Origin of the sequence: Rheinheimera soli (genome assembly GCF_031457405.1) — a bacterium.
Lineage (GTDB): Bacteria > Pseudomonadota > Gammaproteobacteria > Enterobacterales > Alteromonadaceae > Pararheinheimera > Pararheinheimera soli_A.
Genome location: NZ_JAVDWR010000003.1, coordinates 187023 through 209960 on the forward strand (window position 1 = coordinate 187023; position 22938 = coordinate 209960).

Consider the following 22938-nt stretch of genomic DNA (forward strand, 5'->3'; position numbering starts at 1 on the left):
CCTGAGGTTTTATGTGGAGATGATGGTTAACTTGTTGTTTTGTATCGGTAATGTTGCATAGTTTGGCGCCAGATAAAATAGGTTTTGTTCCAGATATGAAATTAATTCTGATTGGACTGAACTTCACGGGCATTTTGAGCATTAAATCTATCCTGACTGTGCGATAACAGTGCAATAACAAAGAGCAGTGATTCAGACAAAAAAAGGAGTCAAACAATGTCGGCTTTATTTTCGTTAAAAGGGCAAAGGGCTTTAGTCACAGGTGCCAGCCGTGGCTTAGGTAAAGCTATTGCACAGGCATTGGCAGAAGCCGGTGCTTCTGTGATTTGCTGCAGCTCTCAAGTAGAAGGGGCCAGCGCCACAGCCAGTCAGATTGAAGCTCAAGGTGGTCAGGCTTATGCGCTGGCGGCTGATTTGTCTGATTTGGATCAGGTGCGTTTATTGGCAGAGCAAGCCTTAGCTTTGGGCCAGATACATATACTGGTGAACTGCGGTGGCACTATTTTCCGTGCTCCTGCGGTGGATTACCCGATGCAAGAGTGGCAGACCGTGATGCGGGTGAATCTGGATTCGGCTTTTTTATTAAGCCAGTTGCTTGGCGCACAAATGCTTAAACGTGGGCAAGGTAAAATTATCAATATTGCATCTATGTTGTCGTACAGCGGCGGTATTACGGTACCAGCTTACACCGCCAGTAAACACGCCATTACAGGTTTAACCAAAGCTTTGGCGAATGAATGGGCCACTTCTGGTTTAAATATCAATGCCATAGCACCGGGTTATTTCCGTACCGACAATACCTTTGCTTTGCAGCAGGATGAAGTTCGTAATCAGGCGATATTAGCGCGCATCCCGGCAGGTCGTTGGGGTGAGCCTGAAGATTTAGCAGGCGCAGCTGTATTTTTAGCAAGCAGCGCCAGTAATTATGTCAATGGCCATGTGTTGGCTGTAGATGGAGGCTGGCTGGCCCGGTAGGGCTAATTAACGCCAGTATTTGCAGGAGAATAGAATGAATGTAATTTTTGAAAACCGTTTTGCCACAGCGCCCGATGATGTCAAGCACTATGACACTGAAAAGCTGCGGCAGAACTTTTTGATCGACAATCTGATGCAGGCCGATCAACTGGTGTTGTGTTACACCCACTACGAACGTTTGATTGTCGGCAGTGCAGTGCCTGTTCGGGCTCCCGTCTTGTTGCAAACAGTGGATGCACTAAAAGCTGAGTTTTTTCTGCAGCGCCGCGAACTGGGTGTGATCAATGTAGGTGGCACTGGCTTCGTTGAAGTGGATGGCAATAAATACGAGCTTGCGAACAAAGAAGCTTTGTATCTGGGCATGGGTTGTAAAGATGTCTGTTTCCATAGCCTGAACAGCGAAACTCCGGCCAAATTCTATTTAAATTCCACTCCCGCTCATCATGCTTATCCGATACAGCATGTGCGGATGACGGATTGTAAAAAGCTGGAAATGGGTGCTTTAGCCACCAGTAACGAACGCATTATTTACCAGTTAATGATTAAAGAAGTAGTGCAAAGCTGTCAGTTACAAATGGGTTTAACTGTGCTGAGTCAGGGCAGTGTCTGGAATACCATGCCAGCCCATCAGCACGACAGACGAATGGAAGCTTATTTTTATTTTGATCTGACACCAGGTCAGGCTGTCTGTCACTTTATGGGCCAACCTGATGAAACCCGTCACTTGTGGATGGGTAATGAGCAGGCTGTGGTCTCTCCACCCTGGTCTATTCACAGTGGCGTCGGCACTGGCAGCTACGCCTTTATCTGGGGTATGGCGGGTGAGAATCTGGATTATCACGATATGGATAAATTTGGCCCTGATCAATTGAGATAAAGGGCACGGGGCTCTGGGGAGGGCTTCGTTTAATGATACGGGCGTAATTGCTGCGACAGACAGTAGCCCTTCGACAGCGCCAGTAGTACGAGCGCTGACTTATAAAAGAGACAACAGGCAGGTTAGACGATGAACATTACTACACTGCGCGGCGTACTGCTGTGCTGCAGTTTGGTGACGCTGCTGTTTACGGTGGGCTGTCAGCGCCAGCAAGAGCAGATCACCTTACGCATGGCCCATACGCTGGATCAGGAGCATGTGGTTCACAAAGCTATGGTTTATATGGCGGAGCGGCTGGAGCATTATTCTGCAGGCCAGATGCATATTCAGATTTACAGTGGTGGGCAGCTTGGCTCAGAGCGTGAACTGATAGAACTGTTGCAGATTGGCAGCCTGGCTTTAACTAAAGTGTCGGCCAGTCCGCTGGAAGGTTTTGTGCCTAAGATGCAGGTGTTCAGTGTGCCTTATGTGTTCAGGGACAGCGCGCATTTATGGGCTGTGCTGAATGGCGCCATAGGCCAGGATTTACTCAATTCGATGCAAAAGGCCCGCTTGCATGGTTTGGGTTATTACGATGCAGGCAGCCGCAGTTTTTATACCACCAACAAAGCTGTGCATCAGCCTGCTGATTTAAAAGGTTTAAAGTTCCGCGTACCTAACAGCCAGACTGCTGTGCAGATGGTACAAACCTTGGGGGGCGCTGCGACTCCCGTCGACTGGGGTGAGCTCTACACTGCCTTACAACAAGGGGTAGTGGATGGTGCCGAAAACAATCCACCCAGTTTCTATTTATCCCGTCATTACGAATTATCCAAATACTACAGTCTGGACGAACACACCTCAGTGCCGGACGTGATTTTAATGAGTTTACCTGTTTGGGAAAGTCTGAATACACAGCAGCAAGGCTGGGTTCAACAAGCCATGAATGATTCAGTGCGCTATCAGCGTGAATTGTGGCAAGAGGCCAGTGATGATGCCTTAGCGAAAGTCAAAGCTGCTGGTGTGGAAGTGATTTATCCGGATAAAGCCGCTTTTGCCGCGGCAGTAAAGCCACTGCATCAGTCGCTGCAGGGTACTGAAGTGGGCGATTTGATGGCAGAAATTGCGTTGATCCAGGCTGAAACTGCAGGAGCATCCAATGACTAAATTAGTGTTGTGGGTCGATTGGCTATTAAAGCGCAGTTTAATGCTGCTGATGGCCAGCATAGTGCTGGTGGTGTGCTGGCAGGTGTTGTCACGTTTTTTACTGACCAATCCCAGTTCAATGACCGAAGAAATTGCCCGCTGTTTATTATTGTGGATTGCCATGTTAGGTGCAGCTTATGCCTATCGTACAGGCCAGCATTTAGGTCTGGATATTGTCACCAGCCGGATGCCGCCTTTGTGGCAGCACCGTATCGCTTTTGTGTTGACTGCTGCTGTGGTGGTGTTTGCGTCCATTGTGATGGTGTGGGGAGGTGGCGAACTTGTGTGGCTAACCTGGGAGCTGAATCAAATGTCAGCAGCACTTGGGATCCGCATAGCCTGGATCTATCTGGTCTTGCCTTTGGCCGGGCTCTTGATCGCTTTTTATGGGGTGTGTCAGTTGCGCTGTCTGGCGGCAAAAATTCAATTAGTCCCGGCAGAGGAGGCTGAATAATGGAATGGTCTGTACTTATTTTAATTTCGGTATTTTTTACCTTGTTGTTATTGAACGTGCCTATTTCCTTTTGTATTGGTTTAGCCACTTTATGCACCATGTTGCTGTCGATGGATTTATTGCCAGCTGTCACTACGCTGGCGCAGCGCATGGCGGGTGGTTTAAATAGCTTTGCCTTGCTGGCTATCCCGTTTTTTGTGTTATCAGGGCTGTTGATGGGGCGGGGCGGTATCGCCAAACGATTAATTGAAGCTGCTATGGCTTTGGTAGGCAGCTTGCCGGGTGGCCTGGCACTGGTGAATGTATTGTCCTGTATGTTATTTGGTGCTATTTCAGGTTCGGCAGTTGCAGCGACTTCTGCTATAGGCAGCTTTATGGTGCCGGAGATGAAAAAGCAAGGCTATGACGTCAACTACAGCGCTGCAGTCACTGCAGCGGCGGCAACCACAGGCATGTTGATCCCCCCCAGCAATATTATGATCGTTTACGCCATCGCCAGTGGTGGTGTCTCTATTGCCGCTTTATTTGTGGCTGGTTATTTGCCTGGCATTTTGTTAGGTACTGCTTTAATGCTGGTTTGTGCTGGCTACGCCAAAATGAAAGGTTATCCGCTGGCTGCCCGCTTGCCTTTGTCTTTAACTTTCCAAAAGCTGGCCGCAGCTATTCCAAGTTTGTTGATGATAGTGCTGGTGATAGGCGGCATTATCAGCGGTGCTTTTACCGCAACAGAAGCTGGTGCTATTGCTGTGGTCTATTCCTTTGTCCTGGCTGTCTGTGTGTATCGCGAAGTAAAAGTTAAAGAGCTGCCGGCTATTTTACTGAAATCGGCTGAAACTACAGCCATAGTGATGGCGCTAATCGCCACCTCCGCTGCTATGTCCTGGATATTATCTTATGAAAACATTCCACAAACTGTCAGCCAGGGGTTATTAACCTTAAGCGAAAATCCGCTGCTGATTTTGTTATTAATCAATATCATTTTACTGGTGGTCGGGGCCTTTATGGATATGACACCAGCAGTGCTGATTTTCACCCCTATCTTTCTGCCAGTGGCGGTGGAGTTGGGCATGAGCCCACTGCATTTTGGCATTATGCTGATTTTGAACCTGTCTATCGGTTTAGTTTCACCTCCTGTCGGCAGTGTGCTCTTTGTCGCTTGTGCTGTGGCCAAAACTAAACTGGAATCCTTGATCAAGCCGCTATTACCTATGTATCTGGCCATGGTGGCGGTTTTATTGCTGGTGACTTATGTGCCGGCTATCAGTGAATTTTTGCCTAATTTGTTTGGGCTTTAGGAGCTGTTATGACCAGTTATTTGATCCCAAATCTTGCCAATGCCTGTCGTATGATGGAGTTAATGGCGGCTTCTGGTTCGGGTTTAACTTTATCCCAGTTGGAACAACAACTGGCGGTGCCCCGAACCAGTGCTTTTCGTATTTTACAAACCCTTTGTCAGCAACAAATGTTGTTTAAAGAAGGCAAAAAATACCGGGTGGGCAGCAGTTTGTACAAGATGGGACTGGATTTATTGCAGCACCATCATTTGCATCAGTTGGCTGTGCCTGTGCTGCATAAATTGACGATCAGCACTGGCCTCACCAGTCATCTGGCGTTACCGCGACCAGACGGTGCTTTAATTGCCGAAGTCTGTGACAGCCCTAATCCCAGTCATCTGGCTGCCAGACCAGGTTTTTTGGCCGATCTGCATTGTTCTGCCGGTGGCAAAGTGTTTTTAGCTTTTAACTACTTTGATCAACTGGCTACTTTACCCGGATTGCAGCAAATGAGCGCCAGAACAGCACAAAGCATTACCGATCTCAGTCGCTTGCGGGTAGAATTGCAAAGCGTTTTAGGTCGGGGTTATGCGCTGGACGATCAGGAGTATCAAGCCAACGTGCGTTGTATTGCTGTGCCTATCCGCAATGCACAGGGATCAGTGGTTGCTTCTGTTGGGGTGACAGGCTTAAGCAGTATTTTATGCAAACAACGTTTACCGCTGTTGGTTGCCGCTGTAAAACAAGCTGCTATCGATATTAGTCTGGCGTGCTACAGGCCGGCTTTGCTGGCCAATGATAAATAACAGGACAAGTGGATGATACAAAAAAGTTCGACCATTAATGATGTTGCCCGACTGGCTGGTGTATCAAAACGCACAGTGTCGCGGGTGATCAATGGCTCTTTGAGTGTGGGTGACAGCACCAGAGTCCGGGTCGAGAAAATTATCGCTGAACTGAATTATTCGCCAAATACTCAGGCTCGTGGCCTGGCTTCCAGCCGTTCTTATTTATTAGGTTTGATTTACGATAACCCGGATGCTTTGTACTTAGATGACGTGCAACGAGGCGTGCTGGAAATTTGTTCTACTCTGGGGTATGAACTGGTGGTGCATCCTTGTCGTTATCGCAGTGAAACCCTGGTGCAGGACTGCCTGAACTTTATTAACAGATCCAAACTGGATGGTGTCATTGTATTGCCTCCGGTTTCTGAGCTGGAGTCTTTGGCTGAAGCGCTGAAAGACGCCGGACGACCTTATGTACGACTGACTTCTGTGGCTATTGACGAAGCTAAACATATAGTAGTGTCGGACGATAGATCCGCTGCTGCGGAAATGGCGCGTTATTTTGCTCAGTTAGGCCATCAGGATATTGCCTTTATCAGTGGTCCTCAGCGTTATAAATCCTCTACCGAGCGGATGGAAGGATTTAAATTAGGTTTATCTGCTTATGGCATAGCTCTGAAAGCCGAACGTGTTTTGGAAGGAAATAATACCTATGAAACAGGTATTGAATGTGCCCGCAGTCTGTTGAGTCAAAGCCCTTTACCTACGGCAATTTTTGCCAATAACGATCAGATGGCCGCTGGCGTGCTAAAAGTGGCGCATCAAATGGGTATAGCTATTCCAGAGCAATTGTCGGTGGCTGGTTTTGATGACAACTTACTGGCATCCAGAGTGATACCAGCATTAACAACTATAAGGCGACCAGTGCGGCAAATGGCGCAGCTGGCAACCACCAAAATGATTATGGTGATTGAACAAAATGACAAAGCGGCTCAACAAGTGGCGGCTAAAGTAGCGCCTACCCTGGTGGTGCGGGAATCCACAGCCAAGGCTGCGACGGCACTTCCTTCCTAAGCTCAGCAGAATTTTTGTTTTTTAGTTTTCCCGGTCTGATAAATAGAGTAAAGTGGTTTTATTAGAAAAAATGAAACCATCTGCTGACTGGGATGACGCTGATGTTTATTTTTGCAGAATTTATCAAATTATTAAATAACAAAAATTTCAGTGTGATTGTCACTGCACTTTTGCTGCAGCTTTTTTTGGCTTTGCCATTTTCTGCCACTGCAGCAACAGCGGCTTTAACGGATTACTTTCGCGAAAGCTGGAATACCCGCCAGGGCTTACCTCATAACACCATAAACAGTATCAGCCAGACTCCGGACGGTTACCTTTGGTTTGCTACCTGGGAAGGTGTGGCTCGTTACAATGGTCGCGAATTTAAAGTCTTTGGCCGTGAACAACAAACTGGTTTGCCAGACTCCGGCATCAGAGCTTTGCATTTGGATCCCAAAGGACGTTTGCTGATCGGTGGATCCCGTGGTGGTTTGGCTTTGTTGCAGGATCAGCAATGGCGTCCAGTGGATGCCGTATCTTCTTTAGTCAATGAAGTTCGGGGAGATGCCAAAGGCCAGCTTTGGGTTGGCACTGAAGGCGGAGGTTTGTTTTGCCTGCAAACGGACGGCTCTCGTCAGCAATGGACCCGGCATCATGGTTTACCCAGCAATACTCTGTACAGCCTGTTGCATGATGATAACGAAGGGCTTTGGGTTGGCACAGCTGAAGGCTTAGCTTATTTGCATCAGGGCAAACTAAGCACTGTGGCCAATAGCCCAAAACTACCAGTCTTCGCTTTGGTTTATTATCAGGGAAAGCTTTATCTCGGCACTGAACGAGGTTTGTATCAGCAACAAGGAAACGACTTTGTATTAGTGCAGCCTGAACTGCATCAAACCGCCATCTCCAGATTATTAGTCGATCATCAGGGCGATTTATGGATAGGCACTGTTGAGGAAGGTGTGTTCCGTCTGAGTAATTATGGCCTGGAGCAACTGACAGCTCAGCACGGTATGCCAAATAACAGAGTGCTGGCTATTTATGAAGACAATGAACACAGCATCTGGCTTGGTACAAACGGTGGTTTATTTCGTTTACGGGATGCGCCTTTTACCACTTTAAGTACTGAGCAGGGCCTGCCTGATAATTTTGTCCGCACTGTATTACAGCATTCGGATGGCAGTGTCTGGATTGGTACAGCACGAGGTGTGGCACGTTACAAAGACGGCCAATTGCTCGCTGCGGCTAACCTGCTGCCGGAACAGTCGGTGTTAAGTCTTGCTGAAATGACAAAGGGCGATGTGCTGATAGGAACTTACTCGTCCGGAGTCTTTCACTATAGCCAAGGCAAGATAACCAAACTGCTGGATCGCAACTCAGGTTTATTATCCAACGAAGTCAGGGCTATTTTACCTTTACCTGAAGGGGATATTTGGCTCGGGACAGCACAGGGCCTGAATCATTATCAGCATCAAAAAATCCGCAGTTACACCACTCGCGAAGGCTTGCCCGCAGATTTTGTGATAGCACTGCACAAAACAAATGATGTGTTATGGGTGGGGACCGGCACTGGGGTCACCCGTCTGGTGAATGGCCAATTTGAGTCCTTATCTTTATCGAAGTTCGATCAGGCTGAATACGCTTTTGATTTTTATGAACAACCGGAAAAAAACTTACTGTGGCTGGCGACAGACCGGGGTTTAGTGCGCTATCGATTAGACACGGCAGAACTGGCGATGGTGGGGCGTAAAGCCGGTATGCCCTTTGATAAATTTTTTCAGGTGCAGGCTGATTTGCATGGCAACTTTTGGTTGAGCAGTAACAGAGGTATTTTGCGGATCAGCCGCGAGGACGCTAATGCGGTAGCTGATGGCACCCTGGCGGGTATTCCTTTTGATTTGTTTGGTGAAAGCGACGGTATGCTCAGCGCTCAGGCCAATGGCGGCTCAAACCCTGCCGCTATGATGGCAGCGGATGGCGCTTTATGGTTTGCCACGGCTTCGGGCGTCAGCAGGGTACAGCCGAGCCGTTTGGCTGCATTTGCTGAAGCTATACCTCCTGTGGTTCTGGAAGAGCTGCTGGTGAATGGGGTAGCAAAAAAAATTAGTGGCAGTATTGAATTACCACCGGACAGTGACAGGGTGGAGTTGCATTTTGCAGGTTTAGGTTATGTGATGCCAGAACGTATTCAGTATCGAAGCCGTTTAGTAGGCTTTGATGCCCACTGGCTGGACAGAGGCAAACAGAACTTTGCTGAATACACCAATCTGGCGCCGGGTCGTTATGAGTTTTTGGTGCAGGCGGCAAATTCGGGTGGTCCATGGAGTGAATCGGCGCGCATCGAATTGATTAAACATCCGTACTGGTGGCAAACCCGCCAATTTCAGTGGCTGGGGAGCTTAGGTTTTGTCGCTGTGCTGTTGCTGTTATTGTATTGGCGTATGTCCAGCCTGAGGAATTCTGAGCAACGTTTAAAGCGTCAGGTGGCGGAAAAAACGGCAGAACTGCAGCAAAAAGCCAACAGTTTGCAGGCGGCAGATGAAGAAAAATCAATATTGTTAGCTCAGTTGCATCAGCAGACTTTAGCTTTAGCTTTGCAGGCCAGGCAGGATGGTTTGACTGGTCTTGCCAATCGCCGCGCTTTTGATGAAGTGTTAAGTAAAGAATTTATGCGTTCGCAACGTGTAAAGCAGCCACTGGCTTTAGCTTTTATTGATGTCGATCATTTTAAACAAATCAACGATACATGGTCTCATAATGCCGGTGATTTGGCATTGGTGGCCATAGCGGAAAAAATCCGTCAGCATTCCCGTTCTGTAGACTGTGCTGCCCGCTGGGGGGGTGAAGAGTTTGCGTTATTGATGCCCTCCACCAGTCTGGAACAAGCGCAGCTGGTGTGTGAACGTTTGCGACTGGAGATTATGGCTTTGGACTGGCTGGAGATAGCTGAAGGCATCAGTATTACGGTCAGTATTGGTATTGCTATCAGTGATGAACTGAATGATGCCAAACAACTGCTGTTTTTGGCCGATCAGGCTTTGTATCAGGCTAAACAACAAGGTCGGAATCGCGTCTGCGCTGCCTGATTTCAGCTCGTTTTCTCTGCTTTTGAGTTCAATAATGGAATCTTTCCTTTGAAGTTCTCTGACCAGTTGCCATCGGTGGCAAAATTTTTTGTTAAGCTATTGCTACCGGTGGCAAATGCGTTATTATGCTTTTTAAATAAGCATAAAGCAGCAGAAAACCCATAGCTTTATGCAGAAAAAGGGAAAACTAATGCTGATACCTGATCTGAAAAAACGTTTTTTACTCAAAGCTTGTGCTGCTTCGGCGGTACTGCAACCTTTGTTAAGTTTTAAAGTGACGGCTGCTGCGCCTAAAGTTGTGGACCCTGTCTGGGCTATGGCTGAACAAATACTGCGGGATATAAAACTTACATCCTTTCCGCAGCGGGATTTTGTTATCACGGCCTTTGGTGCTGAAAAAAATCAACGTTGTGATTCAGCCATTAAAAAAGCAATTGCCGCTTGCCATAAAGCAGGTGGCGGCCGTGTGGTGGTGCCTGAAGGGGTTTGGTCCACTGGTCCCGTGCATTTAAAATCTAACGTGAATTTACATCTGCAAAAAAATGCCGTCTTGTCTTTTGTCACCGATCCACAAGCTTATTTACCGGAAGTCTTTACCCGCTGGGAAGGGGTGGAACTGATGGGGTTTTCACCGTTAATTTATGCTTATCAGCAACAGAATATAGCGGTGACAGGTGAAGGCATTCTGGAAGGCAATGCCAGTGGTGAAAACTGGTGGCCCTGGAAAGGGGTATGGAAACATACGCCATGGAAGCTGGACCCTGCAACGGACCAAAAACCAGGTCGTGATCAGCTGTTTGCTATGGCTGAAGCTGGTGTGCCGGTTGAAAAACGTGTTCTGGACAATAACAGATTAAGGCCACCTTTTATTCAGCCTTATGGCTGTGAAAGGGTATTGATTGAAGGCGTGACTATTCGTAATTCGCCGTTTTGGCTGATCAACCCTGTGCTGTGTAAAGACGTGGTGATCCGTGGTGTTAACTGTATCAGTTTTGGCCCCAATTCTGATGGTTGCGACCCTGAATCCTGTCAGAGGGTACTGATTGAAAATTGCCTGTTTGATACGGGTGATGATTGCATCGCCTTAAAGTCTGGCCGCAATGCCGATGGCCGTCGTTTAGCGACTCCTGTGCAGCAAGTGGTTATTCAGGATTGCCTGATGAAATCCGGCCACGGTGGGGTGGTGATTGGCAGTGAAATCTCCGGCGGAGCTAAACAAATATTTGCCCGCCGTTGCCGCATGAGTAGTCCAAATCTGGAGCGGGGTTTACGCATTAAAACCAACTCAGTGCGCGGCGGTTTAATTGAACAAATTGCGGTAGATGATATTGAAATTGGTGAAGTGAAAGACGCCATTGTGATTAACTTTTACTACGAAGAAGGCGATGCCGGGAACTTCTTACCTCAAGTCAAAGATCTGAAGATCAGCAATTTCAGAGTGAAAAAGGCCCAGCGTGCTTTTGAAATTCGTGGCTTACCCCGTGCTGGTATCAGCGGTATTCAGATGACGGATGTCAACTTTGAGCAAGCAAGCTTAGGTGTATTGGAGCATAGCAGTGATTTTAAACTGGAAAACGTCAGTCTGAATGGTAAAGCACTCACTGCCGCTCTGTTAAAGCAGAGCAGCTAGTGTTTTTTTAAATTCAATTTGCCACCGATAGACAAGCTATTTAGCAGGTTAAACATGACAGAACAAACAAAAGGTTGTAGCCCAAATATTGCCGACCCAGCGGCTATTCAGCTGAGCCTGTTACAGGTGCATCCACGCGACAATGTATTGGTGGTGTTGCAGCCTTTAGCTTCTGGTCAGGCTTTGATTGAACCCTGGCAAGATGTACAGGCAAAAGAAGATATTCAGCCAGGTCATAAAGTGGCGCTGAAGCTGATTAAAAAAGGCGAAGCCGTGATCAAGTATGGGTATGCCATAGGCCTTGCGCAGGACGATATTCCTGCAGGCTGCTGGGTGCATTCACATAATCTGAAAACCTTATTGTCTGATCAGATTGACTATCAGTATCAGGGCTGTAACGCCGAGGATTTAACTTTCCCAACCGAATTACCTACGCATTTTATGGGCTATCGCCGCGCCAATGGCAGAGTAGGGACCCGTAACGAGCTGTGGATCTTAAACACCGTAGGTTGTGTCAATCGTGCTGCGATGAAAATCGCTGAAAAAGCCAATCAACAATTTGCTGGTTTAACAGACGGTGTCTTTGCTTATACCCATCCTTTTGGCTGTTCTCAGTTAGGTGATGATTTAAACCATACCCGCGCTGTCTTGGCTGGGCTGATGCAAAACCCCAATGCCGGTGCTGTGCTGGTTTTGGGTTTAGGCTGCGAAAACAATCAGCTGGCAGCTTTACTTAAAGCCTGCCCTGAATTGGACCAAAACCGTTTACGCTCTTTTAATGCCCAGCAAGTAGAAGATGAGTTAGAGCAAGGCCTTGAGGCTGCAGCTGAACTTATTCAACTGATGCAACAAGACAAACGTACAGCATGCCCTGTGTCCGATTTAGTGGTCGGCATGAAATGTGGTGGCTCAGATGGTTTAAGTGGTTTAACGGCGAATCCGCTGGTGGGCCGTATTGCAGATTTAGTCTGTGCTGCAGGCGGCAAAGTAGTGCTGACTGAAACCCCTGAAATGTTTGGTGCTGAGCAAGTGCTGATGAGCCGTGCTGTCAATGAAGCTGTGTTTTCCGACATAGTGACTCTGGTGAACGACTTTAAGCAGTACTTTATCGACAACAAACAGCCCGTTTACGAAAACCCAAGCCCTGGCAATAAAGCCGGTGGTTTAACCACGCTGGAAGAAAAGTCCTTAGGTGCTATTCAAAAAGGTGGCTCTGCCAAAGTGACGCAGGTTATTCCTTATGGTGCTTTAGTGCAGCAGCAAGGCTTAACTTTGCTGCAAGGCCCAGGCAATGATGCGGTGTCGTCCACTGCTTTAGCGGCCAGTGGCGCCACCATGCTGCTGTTTACCACAGGCCGTGGCACCCCTCTGGGTTTTCCTGTGCCTACAGTAAAAATTTCCTCCAACAGCGATTTAGCCAAACGTAAACCGCAGTGGATAGATTTTGATGCCGGCGCTTTGTTGCAACAAGGCCAGAATGCGCAGGATTTTTCTTACCAGTTTTTCCGCTACCTGATTGATATCGCCTCAGGCAAGCAGACGCAAAACGAATTATCAGACAACAAAGAAATTGCCATTTGGAAAAATGGCGTGACCCTGTAAGGACTTAATATGGCCAACTTTAAACCTTTAGTACTTGATCAAGACAGATTATTTCCGGCCGATCCAACAGTTCGCGCCATAGCCAGACGTTTGTATGCCGGCATTAAAGACTTGCCTATTGTCAGCCCACATGGTCATACCGACCCAAGCTGGTTCGCTAGCAACGCTAATTTTGACAATGCCACCAGCTTACTGCTGCTGCCAGATCATTATGTGTTTCGCATGTTATACAGCCAGGGTATCTCGCTGGAATCTTTGGGTATCCGCAGCAAAGACGGTACGCCGGTCGAAACGGATTACCGCAAAATTTTCCACACTTTTGCCAAAAATTATCACTTGTTCCGTGGCACGCCTTCCCGCATTTGGCTCGACAGCGTATTTCATGACGTCTTTGGTTTAGAGCATGCGTTAAACAGGGACACCGCCGATTTGTATTACGACAGCATCAACGAACAGTTGGTCAAACCTGAATTTAAGCCCCGTGCTTTGCTGGATAAATTTAATATCGAACTGATTGCGACGACCGAAGGCGCAGTCAATTCGCTGAAACACCATGCCGCTTTAAAAGGCACTGGTTATGAAAAACGCGTGATCACCACCTTCAGACCAGACGACGTGATAGACGCTGACCGTGCTGATTTTCTGGCCAATATCCAGAAGCTTTCTGATCAAACAGGTGAAGACACGCACAACTGGCAAGGTTATTTACAGGCGCTGCGTATTCGCCGGCAGTTTTTCCGCGATCATGGTGCTACAGCCACAGATCACGGTCATCCAACAGCCAAAACAGCGAATTTATCAGAGTATGAAGCCAGCGCTTTGTTTCAGCTGTGTTTATCCGGTAGGGCCAGTAAAGAGCAAACCGAGTTATTCCGTGGCCAGATGCTGACGGAAATGGCCGGTATGAGTAGTGAAGATGGCATGACGATGCAAATTCACCCTGGTGCCTTCCGTAACCATAACCCGTCTATTTTTGAGCGTTTTGGTGCTGATAAAGGCGCGGATATTCCAAGCCCTACTGAATTTGTCAGCAACTTAAAACCTCTGCTGGATAAATACGGTAACAATGCTGCGCTGAAAATTATTCTGTTCACCCTGGATGAAACTACTTATGCCCGTGAACTGGCGCCTTTGGCTGGGCATTATCCGGCGTTAAAACTCGGTCCTGCCTGGTGGTTCCATGACAGCCCTGAAGGTATGTTGCGTTTCAGGCATCAGGTCACGGAAACCGCAGGTTTTTACAACACAGTAGGCTTTAACGATGATACCCGTGCGTTTTTGTCTATTCCGGCCCGTCATGATGTAGCGCGCCGTATTGACTGTCGTTTTTTAGCAGGTTTAGTGGCTGAACATCGCTTAAACGAAGATGAAGCGCATGAACTGGCGCAGCAGCTGACCTATCAGCTGGTGAAACAAGCCTATCAGTTGGATTAAAAGGACAAAGCATGAGTATTGATATTCCAGGTTTACAGCCAGCCTTGCTGGAACAGCTGCAAGGCAAACTCAAGCTGCCAGCTTATGACCCGTCCGCCACTGGCATTGGCATAGTGCATATAGGCCCAGGTGCATTTTTTCGGGCACATCAGGCCTGGTACACAGACCTCGCGCTGAAGTACGGTGGTGACTGGGGCATTTCTGTGGTGTCGATGCGGTCAAACGATTTAGCTAAAGCCTTAACTCCGCAGCAGGGTTTATACAGTCTGGTATTGCTGGATAAAAAAACAGAGTATCAGGTGGTGGGGTCTATCCGTGAGCTGTTGGTCGCGGCTGAGCAGTACGAGCAGGTGTTGCAGCGTTTAGCAGCGCCAACCAGCTTTTATGTCACCTTAACCATCACCGAAAAAGGCTACTGCTTAAATACATTGGGTGAGCTGGATTTAACTCATGCCGATATTCAGCATGATTTAGAAACTAACGTGAAAGCCCGCTCTGCTATAGGTTTATTAGTGCAGGCGTTGGCTTTGCGGTACGCTGCCAATGTACCTCCTTTTGTCGTGCTGAGCTGCGATAACCTGACCGACAATGGCCATAAATTACGTCATGCCTTGCTGACCTTTGCCCGGCAAAAACAACCTGCTTTAGCCAACTGGCTGGAACAGCAACTGTTGTGCCCTTGCACTATGGTCGACAGTATTACCCCTGCCACAGATGAAGAACTGCCAAAACAGCTGGCGGCAGAACTGGGGTATCAGGATAACTGGCCTATTAAACGCGAAAAATTCTGTCAGTGGGTGATCGAAGATATTCTGCCCGCCAACAGACCGGCCTGGCATCAGGTGGGTGTGACTTACACTCAGGACGTCAAAGCTTTTGAAAAAGCCAAACTGCGGTTACTCAACGCACCCCATTCGGCTTTGGCTTATTTAGGCTCTTTGTGTGCCTTGGAAACTGTGTTTGATGCGATGCAGCAACTTGCGTTACGCAAATTTGTACAAAAGCTGGCGCAGGACGAAATTATTGGCTCTTTTCATGCGCCTGCTGAATTAAACCCGGCAGAGTACAGCACTGATATTTTCCAGCGTTTTGACAACCCGGCTATCCGGCATTTGCTGGCTCAAATTGCCTGGGATGGTTCACAAAAACTGCCGATGCGGGTATTTCCAATCATTCTGGATAACTTAGCCACTGGTCGTTCCATCAAGTTATTAAGTCTGGTGGTTGCCAGCTGGCTGTTGTTTATCAGGCTAAGGTATCAACAGCAACCCGATACTGCTTTGGTTGATCCGTTTGCTGCACCTTTATTGGATTGTGCAGCGGCTTGTACTGGTAATGCGGACACTGACACTGCGTTGTTTTTGGCGTTAAGGCAGGTGTTTCCTCCTGCATTGCAGCAATCAGATGCTTTTAAAGCTGAATTAACTACTGCTTACCAGCAGCTTTGCCCCTTACTTTTATTACCCAAAGGCACTGATGTTGCCGCTTTTTTACAGGACCTTGTTGAATGACCTCTTTATCTTCCTTACTCAAAGGTGGCTTGTTGTTGCCCATTATTCAGGCTGAGCAACCAGCTCAGGCTGTAGCTGTTGCAAAGGCGATGCAACAAGGCGGTGTCACAGCTGTGGAAGTGGTGTTACGCACTGCAGCAGCCCTGGATTGCATCAGTGCTATTCGTGCTGAAGTGCCGGAACTTTTAACTGGCGCTGGTACTATTTTATCGGCTAAAGATGCTAATAATGCCAAAGCTGCTGGTGCGCAGTTTTTGGTCAGCCCTGCCAGTACGTCCGATTTACTCAAAGCCATGATGAATACCGAACTGGCCTTAGCACCAGGCGTGGCTACGCCTTCTGAAATGGCGATGGCGCTGGAATTAGGTTTAACAGAATTAAAGTTTTTCCCGGCGCATTTAGCTGGCGGCATAGAGATGCTGAAAGCTCTGGCTGGTATATTTCAGCAGGTTAAATTTTGTCCGACCGGTGGCGTGCACTTAAATAATCTGGCAGAGTTTTTAGCTTTACCTAATGTGTTTGTCGCTGGTGGTTCCTGGTTGTCGCCTAAAGATTTAGTGCAACAACAAAACTGGGCAGCCATTACTGAATTAACCCGCCAGTCTGTTGCTGTAGCAGAACAAAGCCGGGTGCAGCATAGCCGCGTTGCCTGAGGCTGAAAGAAAGGATAAATCCATGAAACAAGTCATAATTTTTGGCGAATGTATGGTCGAGTTATTCCAGTTGGTGGATAACGTTTACCATCAGGCTTTTGCCGGCGATGTTTACAACACAGCTGTGTACTGCAAGCGCAGCGCAGCACAGCAACTGAATCTGAAGTTTTTATCTGCAGTGGGCACTGACTTAGTCAGCGACAAACTGATCGCCCAGCTGGAGCAGGAAAAACTCGATAGCTCCTTGGTGTTTCGCAGCAAAACAGCCCGCCCAGGCTTGTATATGATCAATACCGACTGTTTTGGCGAACGTAGTTTTGTCTACTGGCGCGACAGCTCAGCGGCCAAACAAAGCCTGGCCTTATTTCGTCAGCAGGGCTCTGTGGCGCAGTTGTTACCTGCAGATGTATTTTATTTTTCTGGTATTAGTCTGGCGATTTTATCGCCTGAAGACCGTACCTATCTGTTTGATTTAATTAAAGAGTTAAAACAAAACGGCGTGCAGATCGTATTTGATCCAAACTACAGGCCAGCACTCTGGCCTGATGCCGACCTTTGCCGCGCTAATTTTGACAAAGCCTATGCCTTGTCGGATCTGGCCTTGCCTGGGCTGGACGACCATAAAGTCTTGTATGGCAGTGCCACTGCCGCCGATGTATTGGCGCAACTACAGAAGTTGGGTGTCAAAGAAATCATCGTCAAAAATGGCCCGGCAGGTGTGTTGGGTTATAGCGATGGCAAAAGTTTCCAGAGCCCTGCAGTGCCTGTTAAAAAAGTAATAGATACCACAGCAGCAGGAGATTCCTTTAATGGTGGTTATTTGTCAGGCCGACTCAATGGCTTATCGCCTTTGGCTTCTTGCCAATACGCTGCGGCGTTAGCCAGCTTTGTGGTTGAACACACTGGCGCTATTGTCAGCAAAGAGCAATTCCGTAGTTTTTCCGGCCGTTTTAATTTGAGTACATTTAGTTAAGGGGAGTGTGTATGTCCGCTGATCTGTTTTTGTATTTTCCAACGCCGGCTGAGATCCCTGTTCAATGGCAACTCACAGGTCTGATTGAGCAGCGTGACTACTTACTCAACGGCACCCTCTGTCAATGGCAGGGCGATTTAGCTCCTGTCTATAGCCCGGTCGCGCTTCGTAACAGTGCAGGCGAACTGACACCCACTTTATTAGGCGCGACTCCTTTAATGGATGAAGCCGCCGCCAAAGCTGCTTTGGATGCCGCCTTAAAAGCTTATGATTTAGGCCGTGGGGTTTGGCCTTCGATGGCAGTGATGGAACGTGTGGTGGCGGTAGAGAAATTCCTTGCCGCTATGCTGCTGCAACGTGACGCCGTGATCCGTTTATTGATGTGGGAAATTGGTAAACCTTTGCCGGACGCAGCCAAAGAGTTTGACCGCACCTGCGACTATATTCGCGACACTATTCAGGCCTTAAAACAGCAAGACCGCAGTGCCAGCCACTTTGTCATAGAGCAGGGCACTTTAGGCAAAATACGCCGGGTTGCTGTAGGTGTGGCACTTTGTATGGGGACTTTTAACTACCCGCTCAACGAAACTTTTACCACTTTGATCCCCGCCTTGATTATGGGCAACACTGTTATTTTTAAACCTGCTAAATATGGTGTGTTATTAATACAACCTTTATTAAAAGCTTTTGCAGAGTCTTTTCCGCCCGGTGTTATTAACGTGATTTACGGCCGTGGTCGGGAAACTGTGGGAGCTTTAATGGAAAGTGGCAGTGTCGACTTATTTGCTTTTATCGGCACCAATAAAGGCGCCAGTGATTTAAAAAAACTGCACCCAAGGCCACATCGCCTGCGTGCAGTACTTGGGCTGGACGCAAAAAATCCGGCCATAGTACTGCCGGATGCAGATTTAAATTTAACAGTCAAAGAAGCTGTTGCCGGTGCTTTGTCCTTTAATGGCCAGCGCTGCACAGCACTAAAAATCTTTTTTGTGCAGCGAACCATTGCAGACGCTTTTGTCCAGCAATTGTCGGACGCTATCAGTGCATTGCAGCTGGGTTTACCCTGGACAAACCAAGTGCAAATTACGCCTTTGCCTGAACCTGGCAAAGTTGACTTTCTCAAAGGCTTAATCGCCAATGCCATAGAGCATGGCGCTAAAGTGATAAATCCTGAAGGTGGCCAAAGCGCTGGCTCGTTAATGCGTCCTGCTTTGTTGTATCCGGTCAACAGTCAGATGAGGTTGTATCAGGAAGAGCAGTTTGGACCTTTAGTGCCTGTGGTGCCCTATGACGATATCAGCGAAGTGATCCACTATGTGATCCACTCAGACTACGGCCAGCAGCTGAGTATTTTTGGTCAGGACGCACAACAAATAGGTGAGTTGGTGGATCTGTTCGCCAATCAGGTGGGCCGTATTAATATCAACAACCAATGTCAGCGCAGCCCGGACAGTTTCCCTTTTACCGGACGGAAAAACTCAGCCGAAGGCACTTTGTCGGTGGAAGATGCCTTGCTGCAGTTTTCTATTCCCACCTTAGTGGCCTGTAAATACAACCCTGAACAAATAACGCTGATGAAAGAGATGATCAAGCAAGGTTCATCGCAGTTTTTAGCCACAGATTTTCTGTTTTAATAGAGTGGAAAAACACGATGAGATTTGAGCATGTGGCGCTAAATTTCGCCGAACCTAAAGCGATGGCAGACAGGTATTAGAGTCCGGCGTGCTTTAGCTGACGAAGCTCAGACCCATTTTCTGGTCGATGATGGCGATCAGATGATGCTGGAGGTTTATTGCAATCCTGCCGAACAGGTGCCGGATTATCCAAAAATGCATCCCTTGTTATTGCATCTTGCCTTGGTCAGCTCCGATCCTTATGCCGACAGCTGCAGGCTGCAACAGGCTGGCGCGCAACAAGTCGATGAAGTGAATTTACCGGACGGCTCTTTGCTATTGATGCTGCGCGATCCCTGGGGGCTGGCATTGCAGCTGTGTCGTCGTGGCGCGGTTTTGAATCAGACTTAGTATGTTTAGACTGCACATGGCGGTAGTGGCTTTGAGTCTTGTTGCAGAAGTCTTTGCAGCAGAACCACTTAGTAACTCCTGGCGGGAACAACTGACGGCGGAACCAGAGTGGCAGCAGTATTTTTCACGTTCAAAGCAGTTACAACTGCTGGATCAGCAACAACTGGATCATGAATTGAGTCAGTTGCCCCAAACAGTCCCCACCTTACCAATCAGGCATCTGAAATTTGGCTTTCCGACTGAGCCTGACGAAGCGTTCTGGTTATCCGAAGAAGCCCGCCGTATCGCGAAGGTGATTGTGTCTTTTCAAACGCCGTCGGGCGGCTGGAGTAAAAGAACAGATATGGCTACTCAAGCTCGCCAGCCGGGTCAGTTGTATGGCACAGAAGCCAACTATATTCCTACCTTTGATAATGAGGCCACCAGCACACAAATTCTCTGGTTAGCTGCTTTTTTGCCTTATGCCCCTGAACAAATGAGGCCAGAGCTGCAACAAGCTATTGAAGGTGCTATCCGTTTTGTATTAAGGGCCCAATACCCCAATGGTGGTTTTGCTCAGACCTACCCGCTACGTGGTGGTTACCACGATGCCATTACGCTGAACGATCATGTGATGACAGAACTGTTAAGCTTATTAAATAAGGTTGCCACAGAGCCGCAGTTTGCTTTTGTTCAGGCCGGGCTCAGGCATCAGGCAAAACGTCAGTTTGAGCTTGGCATAGCGCTGTTATTAAAAGCTCAAATCAGGCTGAATGGCACATTGACCGTTTGGGCTGCCCAACATCATCCGTTGACTCTTGATGCAGTTCAAGCCAGAGCTTATGAATTACCAGCTTTGGTCAGTAGTGAAAGTGCGGAAGTCACCTTGTTGCTGATGCAGCTGCCAGAGCCTTCAACTGCAGTGATCCAAAGTGTAGAGGCGGCGGTTGCCTGGTTTCGGCAAAAGCAAATCAATAACACTGAAATGCAACGCAGTGACAAGGGCGTCCGTTTTGTGCAAAAAGCCGGGGCTCAAGCTTTGTGGGCCAGATTTTATGATTTAGACAAACAGCAGCCGCTTTTTGTTGATCGTGACGGAACAGTGGTCAGCAGCATGGCTGAATTGTCGATAGAGCGACAACAAGGCTATGGCTGGTATCAATCTCATGCTGAGGCTGTGCTCAAGGCCTATCCAGGCTGGAAAGCAATGCTGGCCAGAGATAAAGACGCTCATCTTTGAACCGTTGGCAGGTGTTTAAATCTAGTCTCCTGTGCACCTGAGCAACATAGGCTTATCAATACACGAAGTCTAAATCTGCAGGTAAGGCCTGATCTCGTTGGCTGTAGTCACAAACTCCGGCTGGAAATATGGCCTCCAGTTCGGCCTGGTAACCTTGCATCTGTGCGGGCAGATAGTCACCCCGGCTGATGGCGTCTGCCACACTGATTAAAGCACAATGGAACATTAAGCCATGCTCCGGCGCACCGGCCTGCAACCTGCTGTTGCTCAGTGTCGGATAAACGGCTGCACACTGACCATCTGGCTGCCAGACATTGCCTCCTTTTGCTATCACTGACCCCTCAGAGGTAAAACATTGATCCTGGGCTTGCGACGGTTTGGCTGCCTGAGTCAGCCATTGATCCATTAAAGCTAAAGCTTCTGGCAGAGGTGTATAGTCAGGGTGACTGACCCAAATCAGCTGATTATCGGCATGCCCGTTACGAAGCTTTAAACGTTGTCTGGCTGAAAATGACGGCTGAAGATGATGCATATCCAGTTTTGGATCGAGATAATGACGTAAGTCGATGATAGGTTTGTTGGTCATACCAAGAAACAACTGACCATATCGATAAGCTCTTTCTGTTGCGTGCAGGTTCGCTCTGTAACGCGCTGCGACAGGCTCTGCAGTGCTGATGCGTTGCAAGGGGGTAATATTATGTTTGCCAAAGACGGATAACAGCATCGGGCTGTCAGTGACAGGGTCATAAAAAATCTGTTCAGCCTGCATCTTACTTTGCGGGCGCCAACTGCCAACTGCGGCATTCACTTCAATAAAATCTGCAACACTGAGCGCGCCACTTTTAAGCGCCTGAAGGCCATATTGCACACCCTGATTATCCCAGAGGCTATGTGCAACACCCTGCTCGTCTGTGCCGAACAGACTATGCAGATCAGCCCAGTAACTCCAGTTCACCTGACTCAGCAGCTCGTCACGGACAAAACGCTTCAACCTGCCTTGCTGAGGGTTATGCACTAATGAAGACAAACCGACCCAGGCATTTAAACACTGGCTTGCTCCATACATAGGGCTTGGCCACAGGCCGCTGAGCAACTGCGCCAGGCTGATTTGGGCACTGTATTTGCTGCTGGAATCAGATGAATAACTTAACCCTTCCAGCAACTGTCGGTTGACGCCTTGTCGCCAGTGTTGTTTATCGCTGGCGTTGAAGTAGTAATAGTTGTGCAGTAAGTCACAATCCAGTGCGTACAGCGTCTGGCTTAACATATCGGGGTAGCTATATAAGGCAATACCGCCGTCGAGCAGATCCTCGCTGTTTTGTAACAACAAGTACTGAGCTATGCCGCCACCTGAGCCGCCAATACCGAGCGTATACTCAGGTGCACCATACAAAGAAACAAACTGCCGCTTGACCCGTCGGGCTGTATCTTCTGCCAATAAAAAGTTATAGGTATGGCTGGTCTTATTGACGCTGGAGCTGAGTATGGCGAAACCTGAACGCAGTTCTTCCTGTCGGTCCCTGATCAACCTTGTGGTGCTTAAATGTCCCTGTCGATAGCCTATACCTACACCGCCATGAAACTGATAAATCAGTTTGCCATTCCATTCTGATGCGCCTTGTTGTGAACCGTACTCTGCCGTACTGATGGGCATAATAATGTAATAAAAAAAACGGTTGATTGTACCCAGCTCCAGCCGCAGCAGCAGGCTGTCTGCGGCTATGGCGCCGCCCTGATAGGTCGCCAGCTGTCCAGTGCTGTCCAGTACATAAAAGTACAGTTGTGTTGGATGCTGGCAGTCTTTACTGTAGCCGCTAAGGCTGCCATTGTCGTTGTAAAGGGCAATACCCCAACCCGCCTGATTGTCTGGTTGGGGCTGGGTTATGCCTTGCTGCAGATAGCCGCAGTAAAGCGGGTAGTGCAAACCACCAGCATAAAGCGGCATAGTGGGGCCAGTGCCTCCCACTGCGATAGGGAAAGTAAAGGTTTCAGCCGGGCGTGGGCTAAAAGCCAGATGTCTGGATACTGGCAGCAAGAGTCCAGCTTGTGCTGGCGCTGTGGCCAATACAGGGTTGGGCTCCCGCCAACGTTGTCCAGGACTTAAACTGCTGACATAAAGCAGGCCGAAGAGCAGGCAGAGCAGCAGTGTGAACCAAAGGATTTTATGACGTCTGAACGCTGAAAACATCGGACAGCTCCGTTG

At 48.3% G+C, this 22938-nt stretch carries 18 protein-coding genes; 17 read left to right on the forward strand and 1 reads right to left on the reverse strand.

Annotation, left to right across the window (positions count from 1 at the left end):
* Positions 1–216 precede the first annotated feature (216 nt).
* From kduD to pelA, 17 genes are all read left to right on the forward strand, one after another.
* Positions 217–975 (forward strand): 2-dehydro-3-deoxy-D-gluconate 5-dehydrogenase KduD, encoded by a 759-nt coding sequence (gene kduD, locus J2W69_RS07320; protein WP_310276094.1) that lies wholly within the window; start codon positions 217–219, stop codon positions 973–975.
* Between the two features lie 34 nt (positions 976–1009).
* The gene (gene kduI / locus J2W69_RS07325; RefSeq protein ID WP_310276096.1) at positions 1010–1852 is read left to right on the forward strand and encodes a 5-dehydro-4-deoxy-D-glucuronate isomerase; all 843 of its coding nucleotides are present in this window, start codon (positions 1010–1012) and stop codon (positions 1850–1852) included.
* 129 nt (positions 1853–1981) lie between these two features.
* Positions 1982–2998, forward strand: a complete 1017-nt coding sequence (locus tag J2W69_RS07330) for a TRAP transporter substrate-binding protein (RefSeq protein WP_310276098.1) — start codon at positions 1982–1984, stop codon at positions 2996–2998.
* Positions 2991–3491 (forward strand): TRAP transporter small permease, encoded by a 501-nt coding sequence (locus J2W69_RS07335; protein ID WP_310276101.1) that lies wholly within the window; start codon positions 2991–2993, stop codon positions 3489–3491. The genes J2W69_RS07330 and J2W69_RS07335 overlap by 8 nt, the downstream gene beginning before the upstream one ends.
* Positions 3491–4786 (forward strand): TRAP transporter large permease, encoded by a 1296-nt coding sequence (locus J2W69_RS07340; protein WP_310276103.1) that lies wholly within the window; start codon positions 3491–3493, stop codon positions 4784–4786. The genes J2W69_RS07335 and J2W69_RS07340 overlap by 1 nt, the downstream gene beginning before the upstream one ends.
* 8 nt (positions 4787–4794) lie before the next feature.
* On the forward strand, positions 4795–5571 hold the full coding sequence (locus tag J2W69_RS07345; RefSeq protein ID WP_310276105.1) for an IclR family transcriptional regulator: 777 nt from the start codon (positions 4795–4797) through the stop codon (positions 5569–5571).
* Between the two features lie 12 nt (positions 5572–5583).
* Positions 5584–6624, forward strand: a complete 1041-nt coding sequence (locus J2W69_RS07350; protein ID WP_310276107.1) for a LacI family DNA-binding transcriptional regulator — start codon at positions 5584–5586, stop codon at positions 6622–6624.
* A gap of 101 nt (positions 6625–6725) precedes the next feature.
* On the forward strand, positions 6726–9689 hold the full coding sequence (locus J2W69_RS07355) for a diguanylate cyclase (protein ID WP_310276109.1): 2964 nt from the start codon (positions 6726–6728) through the stop codon (positions 9687–9689).
* Positions 9690–9879: 190 nt separating this feature from the next.
* Positions 9880–11319 (forward strand): glycoside hydrolase family 28 protein, encoded by a 1440-nt coding sequence (locus tag J2W69_RS07360; protein ID WP_310276112.1) that lies wholly within the window; start codon positions 9880–9882, stop codon positions 11317–11319.
* A 54-nt stretch (positions 11320–11373) separates the two neighbouring features.
* Entirely contained in the window at positions 11374–12921 is a 1548-nt protein-coding gene (locus tag J2W69_RS07365; protein ID WP_310276114.1) for a UxaA family hydrolase, read from the forward strand.
* 9 nt (positions 12922–12930) lie between these two features.
* Entirely contained in the window at positions 12931–14355 is a 1425-nt protein-coding gene (gene uxaC, locus J2W69_RS07370) for a glucuronate isomerase (protein WP_310276116.1), read from the forward strand.
* A gap of 11 nt (positions 14356–14366) precedes the next feature.
* On the forward strand, positions 14367–15866 hold the full coding sequence (locus J2W69_RS07375) for a mannitol dehydrogenase family protein (RefSeq protein ID WP_310276117.1): 1500 nt from the start codon (positions 14367–14369) through the stop codon (positions 15864–15866).
* On the forward strand, positions 15863–16519 hold the full coding sequence (gene eda / locus J2W69_RS07380; RefSeq protein ID WP_310276119.1) for a bifunctional 4-hydroxy-2-oxoglutarate aldolase/2-dehydro-3-deoxy-phosphogluconate aldolase: 657 nt from the start codon (positions 15863–15865) through the stop codon (positions 16517–16519). Before J2W69_RS07375 ends, eda begins: the two co-directional genes overlap by 4 nt.
* A 22-nt stretch (positions 16520–16541) precedes the next feature.
* Positions 16542–17492 carry a sugar kinase gene (locus tag J2W69_RS07385; protein ID WP_310276121.1) on the forward strand — a complete coding sequence of 317 codons (951 nt, stop codon included), beginning with the start codon at positions 16542–16544 and terminating at the stop codon, positions 17490–17492.
* Between the two features lie 11 nt (positions 17493–17503).
* Complete coding sequence (locus J2W69_RS07390; RefSeq protein WP_310276123.1) at positions 17504–19126, forward strand: NADP-dependent glyceraldehyde-3-phosphate dehydrogenase; 1623 nt, start codon at positions 17504–17506, stop codon at positions 19124–19126.
* 141 nt (positions 19127–19267) lie between these two features.
* Entirely contained in the window at positions 19268–19516 is a 249-nt protein-coding gene (locus J2W69_RS07395) for a VOC family protein (protein ID WP_310276125.1), read from the forward strand.
* Position 19517: 1 nt separating this feature from the next.
* Positions 19518–20735 carry a pectate lyase gene (gene pelA, locus J2W69_RS07400; protein WP_310276127.1) on the forward strand — a complete coding sequence of 406 codons (1218 nt, stop codon included), beginning with the start codon at positions 19518–19520 and terminating at the stop codon, positions 20733–20735.
* Positions 20736–20790: 55 nt separating this feature from the next.
* Here the strand turns inward: pelA and J2W69_RS07405 are convergent, their stop codons facing one another.
* Positions 20791–22923 (reverse strand): DUF6351 family protein, encoded by a 2133-nt coding sequence (locus J2W69_RS07405; protein WP_310276129.1) that lies wholly within the window; start codon positions 22921–22923, stop codon positions 20791–20793.
* Positions 22924–22938 lie beyond the last annotated feature (15 nt).

Coding starts and splice junctions, on each gene's coding strand:
- kduD (WP_310276094.1), top strand. CDS start 217: ATGTCGGCTTTATTTTCGTTAAAAGGGCAAAGGGCTTTAGTCACAGGT.
- kduI (WP_310276096.1), top strand. CDS start 1,010: ATGAATGTAATTTTTGAAAACCGTTTTGCCACAGCGCCCGATGATGTC.
- J2W69_RS07330 (WP_310276098.1), top strand. CDS start 1,982: ATGAACATTACTACACTGCGCGGCGTACTGCTGTGCTGCAGTTTGGTG.
- J2W69_RS07335 (WP_310276101.1), top strand. CDS start 2,991: ATGACTAAATTAGTGTTGTGGGTCGATTGGCTATTAAAGCGCAGTTTA.
- J2W69_RS07340 (WP_310276103.1), top strand. CDS start 3,491: ATGGAATGGTCTGTACTTATTTTAATTTCGGTATTTTTTACCTTGTTG.
- J2W69_RS07345 (WP_310276105.1), top strand. CDS start 4,795: ATGACCAGTTATTTGATCCCAAATCTTGCCAATGCCTGTCGTATGATG.
- J2W69_RS07350 (WP_310276107.1), top strand. CDS start 5,584: ATGATACAAAAAAGTTCGACCATTAATGATGTTGCCCGACTGGCTGGT.
- J2W69_RS07355 (WP_310276109.1), top strand. CDS start 6,726: ATGTTTATTTTTGCAGAATTTATCAAATTATTAAATAACAAAAATTTC.
- J2W69_RS07360 (WP_310276112.1), top strand. CDS start 9,880: ATGCTGATACCTGATCTGAAAAAACGTTTTTTACTCAAAGCTTGTGCT.
- J2W69_RS07365 (WP_310276114.1), top strand. CDS start 11,374: ATGACAGAACAAACAAAAGGTTGTAGCCCAAATATTGCCGACCCAGCG.
- uxaC (WP_310276116.1), top strand. CDS start 12,931: ATGGCCAACTTTAAACCTTTAGTACTTGATCAAGACAGATTATTTCCG.
- J2W69_RS07375 (WP_310276117.1), top strand. CDS start 14,367: ATGAGTATTGATATTCCAGGTTTACAGCCAGCCTTGCTGGAACAGCTG.
- eda (WP_310276119.1), top strand. CDS start 15,863: ATGACCTCTTTATCTTCCTTACTCAAAGGTGGCTTGTTGTTGCCCATT.
- J2W69_RS07385 (WP_310276121.1), top strand. CDS start 16,542: ATGAAACAAGTCATAATTTTTGGCGAATGTATGGTCGAGTTATTCCAG.
- J2W69_RS07390 (WP_310276123.1), top strand. CDS start 17,504: ATGTCCGCTGATCTGTTTTTGTATTTTCCAACGCCGGCTGAGATCCCT.
- J2W69_RS07395 (WP_310276125.1), top strand. CDS start 19,268: ATGATGCTGGAGGTTTATTGCAATCCTGCCGAACAGGTGCCGGATTAT.
- pelA (WP_310276127.1), top strand. CDS start 19,518: ATGTTTAGACTGCACATGGCGGTAGTGGCTTTGAGTCTTGTTGCAGAA.
- J2W69_RS07405 (WP_310276129.1), bottom strand. CDS start 22,923: ATGTTTTCAGCGTTCAGACGTCATAAAATCCTTTGGTTCACACTGCTG.